The 13,009-nt window shown below is 69.3% G+C and carries 10 protein-coding genes and 1 other RNA gene; 8 read left to right on the top strand and 3 right to left on the bottom strand.

What is annotated here, in order from left to right:
- Positions 1-178: 178 nt before the first annotated feature.
- Positions 179-511 (bottom strand): thioredoxin TrxA, encoded by a 333-nt coding sequence (gene trxA, locus AC07SQ_RS03370; protein WP_042578306.1) that lies wholly within the window; start codon positions 509-511, stop codon positions 179-181.
- A gap of 160 nt (positions 512-671) precedes the next feature.
- Between trxA and AC07SQ_RS03365 the strand changes: the two genes are divergently transcribed.
- The 3 genes from AC07SQ_RS03365 to AC07SQ_RS03355 are packed head-to-tail and all read left to right on the top strand — an operon-like array spanning position 672 to position 7,731.
- Positions 672-3,227 carry a PD-(D/E)XK nuclease family protein gene (locus AC07SQ_RS03365; RefSeq protein ID WP_495270731.1) on the top strand — a complete coding sequence of 852 codons (2,556 nt, stop codon included), beginning with the start codon at positions 672-674 and terminating at the stop codon, positions 3,225-3,227.
- The gene (locus AC07SQ_RS03360) at positions 3,224-6,496 is read left to right on the top strand and encodes a UvrD-helicase domain-containing protein (RefSeq protein WP_495270732.1); all 3,273 of its coding nucleotides are present in this window, start codon (positions 3,224-3,226) and stop codon (positions 6,494-6,496) included. The genes AC07SQ_RS03365 and AC07SQ_RS03360 overlap by 4 nt, the downstream gene beginning before the upstream one ends.
- Positions 6,493-7,731: a TIGR03862 family flavoprotein gene (locus tag AC07SQ_RS03355; RefSeq protein ID WP_495270733.1), complete on the top strand. Its 1,239-nt coding sequence runs from the start codon at positions 6,493-6,495 to the stop codon at positions 7,729-7,731. The genes AC07SQ_RS03360 and AC07SQ_RS03355 overlap by 4 nt, the downstream gene beginning before the upstream one ends.
- Before the next feature lie 12 nt (positions 7,732-7,743).
- On the opposite strand, the gene AC07SQ_RS03350 is transcribed toward AC07SQ_RS03355, so the two are convergent.
- Positions 7,744-8,178, bottom strand: a complete 435-nt coding sequence (locus AC07SQ_RS03350) for a GNAT family N-acetyltransferase (RefSeq protein WP_495270734.1) — start codon at positions 8,176-8,178, stop codon at positions 7,744-7,746.
- Between the two features lie 106 nt (positions 8,179-8,284).
- Positions 8,285-8,381, bottom strand: an RNA gene (ffs, locus tag AC07SQ_RS03345) — signal recognition particle sRNA small type.
- Between the two features lie 114 nt (positions 8,382-8,495).
- On the opposite strand from ffs, the gene dnaX reads away from it, so the two are divergent.
- From dnaX to AC07SQ_RS03320, 5 genes are all read left to right on the top strand, one after another.
- Positions 8,496-10,343 carry a DNA polymerase III subunit gamma/tau gene (gene dnaX, locus AC07SQ_RS03340; protein ID WP_495270735.1) on the top strand — a complete coding sequence of 616 codons (1,848 nt, stop codon included), beginning with the start codon at positions 8,496-8,498 and terminating at the stop codon, positions 10,341-10,343.
- A gap of 73 nt (positions 10,344-10,416) precedes the next feature.
- Complete coding sequence (locus AC07SQ_RS03335) at positions 10,417-10,749, top strand: YbaB/EbfC family nucleoid-associated protein (RefSeq protein ID WP_007836669.1); 333 nt, start codon at positions 10,417-10,419, stop codon at positions 10,747-10,749.
- A 7-nt stretch (positions 10,750-10,756) separates the two neighbouring features.
- The gene (gene recR / locus AC07SQ_RS03330) at positions 10,757-11,347 is read left to right on the top strand and encodes a recombination mediator RecR (protein WP_062473120.1); all 591 of its coding nucleotides are present in this window, start codon (positions 10,757-10,759) and stop codon (positions 11,345-11,347) included.
- A 51-nt stretch (positions 11,348-11,398) separates the two neighbouring features.
- The gene (locus AC07SQ_RS03325; protein WP_062473118.1) at positions 11,399-11,791 is read left to right on the top strand and encodes an MAPEG family protein; all 393 of its coding nucleotides are present in this window, start codon (positions 11,399-11,401) and stop codon (positions 11,789-11,791) included.
- A gap of 138 nt (positions 11,792-11,929) precedes the next feature.
- A complete protein-coding gene (locus AC07SQ_RS03320; RefSeq protein WP_159271585.1) occupies positions 11,930-12,967 on the top strand; it encodes an ABC transporter substrate-binding protein in 1,038 nt (345 codons plus the stop codon).
- Positions 12,968-13,009: the final 42 nt, after the last annotated feature.

Raw genomic sequence — 13,009 nt, 5'->3', positions numbered from 1 at the left:
CGACCCCTGGAGGGGTAATCGAATCGGGAACGGGGGGAGGTTTGATGTGGGGCAAGAACTGCCTCACGAACCGGGGAACTCGAACCGGTTGCCTGATGAAAGGCCCGGTGAACTGAGGGCGATTATGACAGGAAAATCGCCCCGGCCAACGCATTGCGCGCTGGCCGGAAGAAATGCATCAGGCGAGTTGCTGGTCGATGAAGGCCGTGAGTTGCGCCTTGCTCATGGCGCCGACCTTGGTGGCGGCCAGCTGGCCGTCCTTGAACAGCATCAGCGTGGGGATGCCGCGAATGCCGAACTTGGCGGGGATGTCGCGGTTCTCGTCGACGTTGAGCTTGGCGATCTGCAGCTTGCCTTCGTAAGTGGCCGAGACTTCGTCCAGGATCGGGGCGATCATCTTGCAGGGACCGCACCATTCGGCCCAGTAGTCGACCAGAACCGGTTGGCTGGACTTGAGCACGTCGGCCTCGAAGGAAGAATCGGAGATGTGTTTGATCAGTTCGCTGGCCATGTGATGTGTCCTTGTGCGCAGAGAGAGTTTCGGTGCAGCTAAAGTGCTGGTCATTGTGACAGAAACCAAGGGGTGACGTGCCATGCGGCCCGGCTATGGCGGCGATAGCCAAAGCCCTTTGCGGCCCTGCCGCCGACCCCCTCAACCCCCTCGATAGAACATGAACGAAGGCCACCCCGTCCAGGCCCTGTGGTGCGATCCCGCCGACGGCGTCGTCGCACGGATCGTGTGCGCGCTCGATGAGCGCCAGCTGCATGCGGCGCGCACCGTGGTGCTGGTGCCGTACGCGCAGCTGATGGCGGTTGCGCGCGGCATGTGGGCGCGCTGTGGCAGCCCGGGCTTCGTGCCGCGCTTCGAGACCACGCACAACTGGGCGCGCAGCGCGGGAGGTTTCCTGCCGTCCGGCTACGACATTGCCTTCGACATGGCGCGCGACCTGGTCACGGCGCAGGGCCTGCTCGCACAGTCGGGCTTCCAGGCCGAACGCTTCGCGCTCGCGGGGCGCGTGGTCGAGCTGGCCTACCAGCTGGCGCCGCTGGCATCCGCCGTGGCGCCTGACGTGCGCGGCAGCGACTGGGCCCAAGGGGCGTCCAAGGTGGCCGATGCCGGCAGCGAGTCGGAGTGGTTCCGCATCGAGAGCGCGCTGATCCGTGTCGCCGTGGCCTGGGCCGCGAACTCGGGCTACGCGACCGACGTGCTGCTGCGCGACGCGGCGCGCACCCAGGTCGATGCGCTGATCGTGCTTGAAGGCTTCCAGACCGATCCGCTCACGCAGGCCCTGTGCGCGCTGTGGGGCGACCGCGCGATCCGCATTCCGCTCGTGCCCGCCGATGCCCCGCCGTCTGCGGCCCACGCGCACGTGGCGCTCGACCCCGAAGACGAGGCCCAACTGGCCGCCGCCTGCGTGCTGCAGCACCTGGCCGAGGGCCGCGCGCCGGTTGCGCTCGTGGCCACCGATCGCGCGCTCACCCGCCGCATCAGCGCCCAACTGAGCACGCAGGGCATCGTCACGCACGACGAAACCGGCTGGAAGCTGTCCACCACGCGCGCCGCCGCCACGCTGATGAGTGCCTTGCGCGCTTGCGCGCACGACGCAGCCACCGACCAGGTCCTCGAATGGCTCAAGAGCGGCGCCGAGGTCGATGGGTTCGCCGTGCAGTCGCTCGAAATGCGCCTGCGACGCGAAGGCGTGCGCGACTGGCAGGCCTGGTGCGCGTTGATCGCGCGCAGCGACAAGCCGCAGGACGAAAGCCTGCGCACGTTCACCGTCACCATCGAAACCCGCCGCGCCCCGATGGCGCGCGCGCGCTCCCTGGCCGAGTGGCACCGCGCGCTGCGCGAGCTGTTGACGGCCGGCGAGCAGTGGGACGCGCTCGCCGCCGACTTCGCGGGCGCCAAGGTGATCGCCGCCCTCTGGCTCGATGCTGACGCGCATGGCGAGGAAGACGAGTTCCCCGGCGGGCGCCACAGCCTGGCCGAGTTCACGGCCTGGGCGCGCGACGTGCTCGAAGACGCCAGCTTCGTACCGCCCGCCGGCGACGAGGCGCCCAAGGTCTCCGTGCTGCCGATGAACCAGTTGCTGGGCCGCGTCTTCGGCGCGGTCGTCATTCCCGGCTGCGACGACCGCCGCATGCCCGCGTCGCCCGAGCCGCCGGGCAACTGGAGTGCGGCGCAGCGCCTCGACCTGGGGCTGGCCTCGCGCGAGGTGCTGGAGACCGCGCAGCGCGCGGCCTGGGCCATGGCCACGCGCAACCCGAACTGCGACCTGGTCTGGCGCCATTCCGACGCCAGCGGCGAGCCCGTGCGGCCGAGCCCGCTGGTGCAGGCCCTGCAACTCGCCCACGCGCTGCAGCCGGGCGTCGATCCGCGCACGCCGCGCGACGTCGCCGTCACACCGACCCTGCGGCCCACGCCCTCGGGCGCGCTGCTGCCGCTCACCAATGTGTCGACCAGCGTCTACGAAGACCTGCGCCGCTGTCCCTATCGCTTCTTCGCGCTGCGCCAGCTGGGCCTGCGCACCGCCGACGAGCTCGATGCCGAGGTCGACAAGCGCGACTTCGGCAACTGGCTGCACGCGGTGCTCGGCCAGTTCCACGAGACCTTGCGCGACGCGCCGACAAGCGATGCGCAAGCGCGCGCCACGCTGCTGGCCGACACCGCGCGCGATGTGACGCAGACGCTCGGCTACTCCGACGCCGAGTTCCTGCCGTTCGCCGCCGCGTGGCCGGCGGTGCGCGACGGCTATCTCGACTGGCTCGCGAAACATGAAGCGGACGGGGCGGTCTTCGTCGAGGCCGAGCCTTGGAAAGAACAGCCCCTGGGCACCCTGCGGCTGGTCGGCCGGCTCGACCGCGTTGACCGCACAGCCGACGGCCAGCCCTTCGTGATCGACTACAAGACCGAGACCGCCTCCGTCACCAAGGAGCGGGTGAAAGACCCGACCGAGGACACGCAGCTCGCCTTCTACGCCGCGCTGGTGGCCGACGACACCTTGCGCGCGGCCTACGTCAACGTGGGCGAGAAGTCGTCCGGCACGCAGACCGTCGAGCAGCCCGCCGTGGTCGAGGCGCGCGATGCGCTGGTCGCCGGCATCATCGACGACTTCGCGCGCATCGCGCAGGGCGCGCCGCTGCCGCCGCTGGGCGAGGGCAGCGTCTGTGATTTCTGCGCCGCGCGCGGCCTGTGCCGCAAGGATTTCTGGGAGGTCACGCCATGAACGGCGCTGCCTACGAACACAACGGCCGGCACGTCGCGCGCGAGGCCTTCTACACCGTCGCCTGCGATCCGCGGCGCTCGGTCGCGGTCGAGGCCTGCGCGGGCGCCGGCAAGACCTGGATGCTGGTCTCGCGCATCGTGCGCGCGCTGCTCGAAGAGGGCGATTCCGCCTGCGAGCCGCACGAGATCCTGGCCATCACCTTCACCAAGAAGGCAGCCGGCGAAATGCGCGAGCGGCTCGACCAATGGCTCGCGCTGTTCGCCGAACTCGATCCCGCCGCTTCGCAGCGCGAACTCGTGATGCGCGGCATGACGCCGGAGGCCGCGCAGGCGGCCGTGCCGCGCCTGCAGGGGCTGTACCGGCGGCTGCTCGAAGGCGGGCGCCCGGTGCAGTTCCGCACCTTCCACGCGTGGTTCGCGGGCCTGCTGCGCAATGCGCCGCTCGCCGTGCTGCGCGAGCTGGGGCTGCCCGCGAACTACGAACTGCTCGAAGACGATGCGGAGGCGCGCAACCACACCTGGCGTCCGTTCTTCGAGGCCGTGACCGGCGATGCGCGCGCGCTGTCCGACTACTACGCCGTCGTCGCCACCCACGGGCGCTCGCAGACGGCCAAGGCGCTGGGCGAGGCGCTGTCGAAGCGGGTCGAGTTCTCGCTGTCCGATCCGCAGGATGCCGTGACGCCGTTCGACGTGCTGTACCCGGCCCTGCAGGGGCTGGAGGTGCCGACCGACGCGCTGCGCGGCGAGGCCGTGCGCCGCCGCTGGCTCGACCGCGCCGCCGCCCTCGGCCGCGAGGCCAACAAGACACCGCAGAAGGCGGCCGAAGCCATCATCGACGTGTTCGGCACGGGCGAGCCCGCGCCTGAGGCGCTGGCCGACGCGCTCGCCGTGCTGCGCAAGACCTTCTTCGTCGCCAGCGAAGACCGGCTCACCAAGAACCTGCAGAAATTCCCCGCCGCGCAAGAGGCCGAGACCGAACTGCAGCTGCTGTGCGCCGCGCAGGCCCAGCACGCGGCCTGGCTCTACCAGCAGCGCATGACGCGGCTCACGCGCCTGCTGATCACTGCCTTCGGCGAGGTCAAGCGCGCCCATGGTTGGGTCGACATGAACGACGTCGAACAGGCCGCGCAGTTGCTCCTGGGCCAGTCCGCGCTGTCGGGCTGGGTGCAGGAGCGGCTCGACGCGCGCGTCGCGCACCTGCTGATCGACGAGTTCCAGGACACCAACCCGCTGCAGTGGCAAGCGCTCTACGGCTGGCTCAGCGCCTACACGGGTGCGGGCGGCAGCGCGCCGCGCGTGTTCATCGTGGGCGACCCCAAGCAGAGCATCTACCGCTTCCGCCGCGCCGAGCCGCAGGTGTTCATCGCGGCCAAGAAGTTCGTGCGCGAAGGGCTCGGCGGCGAACTGCTCAACTGCGACCACACGCACCGCAACGCGCGCGCCGTGGTCGGCCTCGTCAACAGCGCGATGCTGGCCGCGCAGGCGGCCGGCGAGTTCGACGGCTACCGCGCCCACACCACCGAGCGCGGCGACGACGGCGAGCTGCTGAAGCTGCTCGCCATCGACCGCGACGCGCTCGACACCACGGTGGCCGCCGCGCCGGCCGACGACGGCATGCTGCACTGGCGCGACAGCCTCGTCACGCCGCGCGTGCTGCCCGAAGAACAGCTGCTGCAGAAGGAATGCGAGCAGGCTGCGCGCTGGGTCGCGCAGCGCATCGCCGACGGCACGCCGCCGCGCCAGATCATGGTGCTGGCGCGCCGCCGCAGCCGCTTGTCGGCCATGCAGGATGCGCTGCGCCGCCGCCACATTCCCGTGCAGCAGCCCGAGAAGAACGACCTGAACGACGCGCCCGAGGTGCAGGACGTGGTCGCGCTGCTCGACGCGCTGGTGTCGCCCGCGCATGACCTGTCGCTGGCGCGCGCGCTCAAGTCGCCGCTGTTCGGCATCGACGACGACACGCTGGTGCAGCTGGCGCGCTGCCAGCGCGAGACGCCGGTGGCCAGTTGGTTCTCTCTGATCCAGAAGGGCGAAGGCCTGCCGCCCGTGCTGACCGAGGCGGGCGTGCAGCTGCGCCGCTGGCAGCGCTGGTTGATGGCGATGCCGCCGCACGACGCGCTGGACGCGATCTTTCACGACGGCGACGTGCTCGCGAAGTTCGGCGCCGCCGTGCCGGCGGCCTTGCGCCAGAGCGCGCTGGCGAACCTGCGCGGGCTGGTCGCCGCTTCGCTCGACATCGACGGTGCGCGCTTCGCAACGCCTTATGCCCTGGTGCGGGCCTTGCGCGCGGGCGGCGTGCGCGCGCCCACCGTGGCCGCGCCCGAGGCCGTGCAGCTGCTGACCGTGCACGGCGCCAAGGGCCTTGAGGCCGACACCGTGCTGATGCTCGACTGCGACGCGCCGCCGCCGCGTGCGCAGACCATGGGCGTACTGGTCGAGTGGAAGGGCAGCGACAGCGCGCCCACGCGCTTCGTGTTCCTGGCCAGCGAGAAGACCCCGCCGGCCTGCGCCGCCGCGCTGCTCGAAGAAGAGCAGCGCGCGCGCCACCGCGAAGAACTCAACGGGCTCTACGTGGCGACCACGCGGGCGCGCGAGCGGCTGGTGTTGTCGTCGGTGAAACCGTCGCGCGCCAACGAGGGCAGCTGGTGGGCGCGGCTGGAGCCGCTGTGCGAGCCGACCGAGGCCGACGAGCCGCTGGTCGAGGCCTCCGCCGCCGGCGAGACCGGGGTGGGCACCTTCGCGATGAAGCGCCTGCCCGCACCGCTCGTGGCTGCAATCGGTGCGCCGCCCGAAAAGAAAAAGGCACAAGACGCCACGGTCGACGTGCGCGCCGCCGCGTTCGGCCAGGCCATGCACCGGCTGCTCGAGTGGGCGGTGCCCGGCGAGGCCTTGCCGCCGGCCCATGTGCGGGCGGCCGCGCGCGAATTCATGCTCGATCCGCAGCAGGCGCGCGGCGCCGCGGCGCTGGCCCAGCGCATCCGCGCGGGCGCCGGTGCCTGGGTGTGGGACGATCGCAGCATCGACTGGCATGGCAATGAAGTCACGCTGGTCCACGAGGGCGATACCTTGCGCATCGACCGGCTGGTGCGCGAGCGCTCCACCGGCGCATGGTGGATCCTCGACTACAAATCGGCCGCGCGCCCCGAACGGAACGCGGCCCTGATCGCACAGATGCAGCGCTACCGCGCTGCCGTGCAACATGCCTACCCCGGTGCCACGGTGCGCGCCGCGTTCCTGACCGGGCAGGGCGAACTGGTGAATCTCGAATGACTGTTTCTTCTACCGTCGCCGTCATCGGCGGCGGACCTGCCGGCCTGATGGCGGCCGAAGTGCTGAGCGCGTCCGGCGCGCAGGTGCACGTGTACGACGCGATGCCCTCGGTGGGCCGCAAGTTTTTGCTGGCCGGCCGCGGCGGCCTCAACCTCACGCACTCCGAGCCTTTCGATGTGTTCGTGACCCGCTTCGGCGAGCGCCGCGCGCAGCTCGAGCCGCTGCTCGCGGCCTTCGGTCCGCAGCAGGCGCGCGAGTGGGCGGCCGGACTGGGCATCGAGACCTTCGTGGGCACCTCGGGTCGTGTGTTCCCGACCGACATGAAGGCCGCGCCCTTGCTGCGCGCCTGGCTGCATCGCCTGCGCGCCGCGGGCGTGCAGTTCCACATGCGGCATCGCTGGGTGGGCGACGGGGCCTTCGATGCGAACGCGCTGCGCTTCGTGACGCCGACAGGCGAGGTCAGCGCCAAGGCCGACGCCGTGGTGCTGGCCCTGGGCGGCGCGAGCTGGGCGCGCCTGGGCTCCGACGGCGCGTGGGCGCCGTGGCTGCAGGCACAGGGCGTGGCGGTGGCGCCGCTGCTGCCGGCCAATTGCGGCTTCGATGGCGCCGGCTGGAGCGAACACTTTTCAAGCCGCTTCGCGGGGCAGCCCTTCAAGTCGGCCGCGATCGCCTTCACCGACAGCCAGGGACGGCACTTTGCGCGCAAGGGCGAATTCGTCGCCACGGCCACCGGCATCGAAGGCAGCTTGGTCTATGCAGCGTCGGCGCTGCTGCGCGACGAAATTGCAGCGAACGGCAGTGCGACGCTGCTGCTCGACCTGCTGCCTGACCGCAGCGCCGAACAGGTGCTGGCTGCAGTGAAGCATCCACGCGGCGCTCGCTCGCTGAGCAGCCATCTCAAGAGCCGTCTCGGCATCGAGGGCATCAAAGCGGGCGTGCTGCACGAAGCACTGAGCAAGGAAGCGATGCAGGACCCGGCGCAGCTGGCGGCCACCATCAAGGCGGTGCCACTGAAGCTGGTCGCGACGCGGCCGGTCGACGAGGCGATCAGCACCGCGGGCGGTGTGCGCTTCGATGCGCTCGATCCGGCCCTGATGGCGACGGCGCTGCCCGGCGTGTTCGCGGCAGGGGAGATGCTCGACTGGGAAGCGCCGACCGGCGGCTACCTGCTCACGGCGGCGATGGCCAGCGGCGCGGCTGCGGCGCGCGGCGCGATCCAGCGGCTGGGGCTTTGACGGAAGGCGCGCTCAGTGCGAGCGCGCGCACGGCCAGAAGAACACCTGCTCGGGGTCGTCCGCATCGAGGTTCTCGATGTGGCCGCTTTCCCTGAACCCGGCTTCTTTCAGCAGCGCGTGCATCGCCGTGTTGGAGCGATTCGTCGAGGTGAAGAGCTTGGGGCGTTCGCAGATCGACTGGAAGTGATCGACGAGCCTCAGGCCGAGCCGCCTGTGGCGAAATGGCTCGCCGACCATCAGCATTTCGATGAAGCCGCAGTCGAAGAAGTGGTGGTGCAGCACGCCGTAGGCGGCGATCTCGCCATCCATCTCGATCACATGGCAGAAGCGATCTTCGATCCAGCCTTGGATCTGCACCGCGCGGCGCGCATCGTGCGCGGCCACGGTGTCGAGACGCACCAACGTTTCGAGATCGCTGATGCGGGCGGGCCGGATGTCCAAGTTCATGGATGGCTGCGCGAAGTTCTGGGAATTTGAGGCGCCCGGGGCCGGTAACCCCTGGACACGGCGCGTAAGTTCTCTGGGAAAGGAACTCACGGCTTCTGGATGTTAGGTTGACGAGCCTTACCCCTGGCACTGACTACGCAGTTAGGGCTGCTTGGTTCCCCACCTGACCCGGTTGGCCACTTCACCATGCAGGGAGGCCCGTCAGCCTGCATTCTAACCGCGCGGATTTGCCCCCTTGGCCGGGGCGTGAATCATTTCGACGGTGGATGGGAAACAAGCGTGAAGTGACCCCCGCCGCGCCTTTTAGAATGCCCGCAATGTCTTATCTCGTGCTCGCTCGCAAGTTCCGTCCGAAAACCTTCGGTGAGATGGTCGGTCAGGGGCATGTGGTCCAGGCGCTGGAAAACGCGCTGACGACGCAGCGCCTGCACCACGCCTATCTGTTCACCGGGACGCGGGGCGTGGGCAAGACCACGGTGTCGCGCATCCTGGCCAAGTCGCTCAACTGCCAGGGCCCGGACGGGCAGGGCGGCATCACCGCCACGCCCTGCGGCGTGTGCCAAGCCTGCCAGGACATCGATTCGGGTCGTTTCGTCGACTACACCGAGCTCGATGCGGCCTCGAACCGCGGCGTGGACGAAGTGCAGTCGCTGCTCGAACAGGCGGTCTACAAGCCGGTGCAGGGGCGCTTCAAGGTCTTCATGATCGACGAAGTGCACATGCTCACGAACACCGCGTTCAACGCGATGCTCAAGACGCTCGAGGAGCCGCCCGAGTACCTCAAGTTCGTGCTGGCCACGACCGATCCGCAGAAGGTGCCGGTCACGGTGCTGTCGCGCTGCCTGCAGTTCAACCTGCGGCCGATGGCGCCCGAGACGGTGCTCGAACACCTCACCAGCGTGCTGCAGACCGAGCAGGTGCCGGCCGAGCCGCAGGCCCTGCGCCTGCTGGCGCGCGCCGCGCGCGGCTCGATGCGCGACGCGCTCTCGCTCACCGACCAGGCCATCGCCTTCGGCAACGGCGAGTTGCTCGAGACCGGCGTGCGCCAGATGCTCGGCAGCGTCGATCGCGGCCATGTCTTCCGCCTCATCGAGGCGCTCGCACAAGGCGACGGCAAGACCGTGGTCGACACCTCCGAGGCGCTGCGCCGCGACGGCATGTCCGCCGCGTCCACGCTCGAAGAAATGACGGCGGTGCTGCAGGCCATGGCCGTGCTGCAGGCCGTGCCCTCGCGCGCCGAATCGGCCGACGCGGCCACCGACCCCGATGCGGCCGACACGGCGCGCCTGGCGTCGCTGATGCCTGCCGACGAAACGCAGCTGCTGTACAGCCTGTGCCTGCATGGGCGCGGCGAGCTGGGCCTGGCGCCCGACGAGTACGCGGCACTGACCATGGTGCTGCTGCGGCTGCTGGCCTTCAAGCCCTCCCATGCGGCCGCCTCGACGGCCTCCACGGAAAAAAAAACTCTGAATGACGCCGGCGGCGCCGCGCCGAGGGCTCCCGCGCGCGAAGCCGCCCCGGTTTCCCGGCCTTCGGTGCCCGATCCGGCACCCGTTGCCGCGCCTTCGCAACCGCCCGCGCAACCCGCGCCGGCCGGCCAGCGGCTCGCGGTGGTCGATGCCCCGCAGCGCCAGCCCATGCCCCGGCCTGCCCCGCAAGAGGCGTCCGACGCCCCCGCAGCCCATGTGGTCGGCGTACCGATCCGCGTGCAGCCACCACCTGGCCAGCGCGACGTGCCGCGCGAAGAAGAACAGCGCAGCACCTACACCCCGATCCCGCCGAGCGAAGAGGGCGACTTCTGGCATGCCACGGTCATGCAGCTCGTTGCCGCCGAAAGCGTGGCGGCACTGGCGCGCGAGCTCGCGCTGCAGTCGCAGCTGGTGGCGCGCGACACCGACCAGTGGATGCTGCGCATCGAGCGCGAAACCCTCAACCAGCCGTCCAGCCGCGAGAAGCTCACGGCGGCGCTGCAGGGCCTCGGCCACAATGTGAGGCTGGCCATCGAGATCGGCGGCGTGGTCGACAGCCCGGCGCGCCGCAACAAGCAGGCCGCCGACGAGCGCCAGCGGGTGGCCGAGGAAGCCATCCGCAGCGACCCCGAGGTGCAGATGCTGATGCGCGACTTCGATGCGAAGATCGTGCCCGGATCGCTGAAGCCCCTCTGAAGCCGGCGCCGCAGTCGCCGCATTTTTCGACCGTATTCTTTCCATCACCAACCCATCACAGACAGGACCAACGATGTTCAACAAAGGACAACTGGCCGGCCTCATGAAGCAGGCGCAGGCAATGCAGGACAACCTCAAGAAGGCCCAGGAAGAACTGGCGCACATCGAGGTCGAAGGCGAGTCGGGCGCCGGTCTCGTCAAGGTCGTCATGACCTGCAAGCACGACGTCAAGCGCATCACCATCGACCCCAGCCTGCTGGCCGACGACAAGGACATGCTCGAAGACCTCGTGGCTGCCGCCTTCAACGCCGCCGTGCGCAAGGCTGAAGAAACCAGCGAGCAGAAGATGGGCAAGCTGACGGCCGGCATGCCCGGTCTCCCGCCCGGCATGAAGCTGCCGTTCTAAGCGACGCATGGCAGACGCCAGTTCGCTCGATGCGCTGGTCGATGCGCTGCGCCGGTTGCCCGGTGTCGGCGTCAAGTCGGCCTCGCGCATGGCGTTCCACCTGCTGCAGCACGACCGCGAGGGCGCGCAGCTGCTCGCGCGTGCGTTGCAGCAGGCGGCAGGCCAGGTGCGGCACTGCGAGCTGTGCAACACCTTCACCGAAGCGCCGATCTGCCATGTCTGCATGGACTCGCGGCGCGACGGCACCAAGCTGTGCGTGGTCGAGACGCCGGCCGACCAGGCCGCGCTCGAACGCACGGGCGCCTTTCGCGGCTACTACTTCGTGCTCATGGGCAAGCTCAGTCCGCTCGACGGCATCGGGCCGAAGGACATCGGCCTGCAGAAGCTGTTCGACCGCGCACGCGACGGCACGGTGAGCGAGGTCATCCTCGCGACCAACTTCACCGCCGAAGGCGAGGCCACGGCGCACGTGATCGGCGAGGCGCTCAAGCAGCACGGGCTCACCGTGACGCGTCTGGCGCGCGGCGTGCCGGCCGGCAGCGAGCTCGAGTACGTCGACCTCGGCACCATCGCGCACGCGCTGGTCGATCGCCGCTGACGCGCGGCCTGTGCAAGGCCGCGTTCGCTCTTCCTCCTTGTTGTCGTCACCATGACCTTCTCCTTGCTCACCGTCGCCTACTGGTGCGTGTTCATCGCCTGCGGCCTGCCGTACCTCGCGGCATGGATCGCGAAGGCGGGCAGCTTCGGCGTGCGCGACAACATGCATCCGCGCGACTGGGCCGCCAAGCAAAGCGGCTGGCGCGCACGCGCCAACAGCGCGCAGGCCAACAGCTTCGAAGGCCTGCCGTTCTTCATCGGCGCGGTGCTCATCGCGCACCAGCTCGGCGTGGCGCAGGCGCGGCTCGACATGCTCGCGGTGGCCTACGTGGTGCTGCGGGTGATCTATCTCGCGCTCTACATCCGCGGCGCGCCGAGCGCGCGCAGCGCGGTCTGGGCACTCGCGTTCCTGGTCAATATCGCGATACTTTTTCTGGCGCGATAGCGCCTTGGCGAAGGCTTCTCCAGGAGGCCTTCGTGCTTACGTGAAAACCCGCACGGGATGACCCCGATGCAGGCCCACAGGGCGCACGCCTAAGCTCGATTCAGTTCACCAGAATCACAGAGCCCGCAGGACCGCGCCATGCTTCATCGCAGAACCCTCATCTCCGCCTCCGCAGTCGCTGCCGCAGCGATTGCATTGCCGCGGGTCTTTGCGCAGCAGGCCAAGCTGGAGAAAACCAAGGTCTCGATCGCGGTGGGCGGCAAGGCGGCGTTCTACTACCTGCCGCTCACCATCTCCGAGCAGCTCGGCTACTTCAAGGCCGAAGGGCTCGAAGTGGAAATCTCCGACTTCGCCGGCGGCGCACGCGCATTGCAAGCGGTGGTGGGTGGCTCGGCCGATGTCTGCTCGGGCGCCTACGAGCACACGATCAACCTGCAGGCCAAGAACCAGTTCTTCCAGGCCTTCGTGCTGCAGGGCCGCGCACCGCAGATCGCGGTGGGCGTGTCGACGAAGAACATGGCGGGCTACACCGGCATCCAGGACCTGCGCGGCAAGAAGATCGGCGTCTCGGCACCGGGCTCGTCGACCAACATGGTGGCCAACCTCGTGCTCTCGCGCGGCGGCCTCAAGGCCAGCGACGTGAGCTTCATCGGCGTGGGCGTGGCGGCCGGTGCGCTCACCGCGCTGCGCTCGGGCCAGATCGACGCCATCAGCAACACCGACCCGGTGATGACCATGCTGGAGCAGAAGGGCGACGTGAAGATCATCAGCGACACGCGCACGCTCAAGGGCACCGAGCAGGTGTTCGGCGGGCCGATGCCCGCGGCATGCCTGTACGCGCCGATCGACTTCATCCAGAAGCACCCCAACACCTGCCAGGCGCTGGCCAACGCGATCGTGCGCGGTCTCAAGTGGCTGCAGACGGCGGGGCCGGGCGACATCATCAAGACCGTGCCCGAGACCTACCTGCTGGGCGACCGCGCGCTGTACCTCGCGTCGTTCGACAAGGTGCGCGAGTCCATCGCCACCGACGGCCTCGTGCCGGCCGAAGGGCCGAAGACGGCACTCAACGCCATCGCGAGCTTCGACACCTCGGTCAAGGCCGACAAGATCGACCTCGCCAGGACCTACACCAACGATTTTGCAAAGCGTGCGAAAGACAGGTTCAAAGCCTGATTGCGAACGTTCAGCAACCCGGCTTCGGCCGGGTTTTTTCTT

The organism is Variovorax sp. GW821-FHT06D12, from assembly GCF_059419205.1.
The sequence above is the reverse complement of the archived record's forward strand: the minus strand, read 5'-3'. Positions and strand labels throughout refer to the sequence as shown.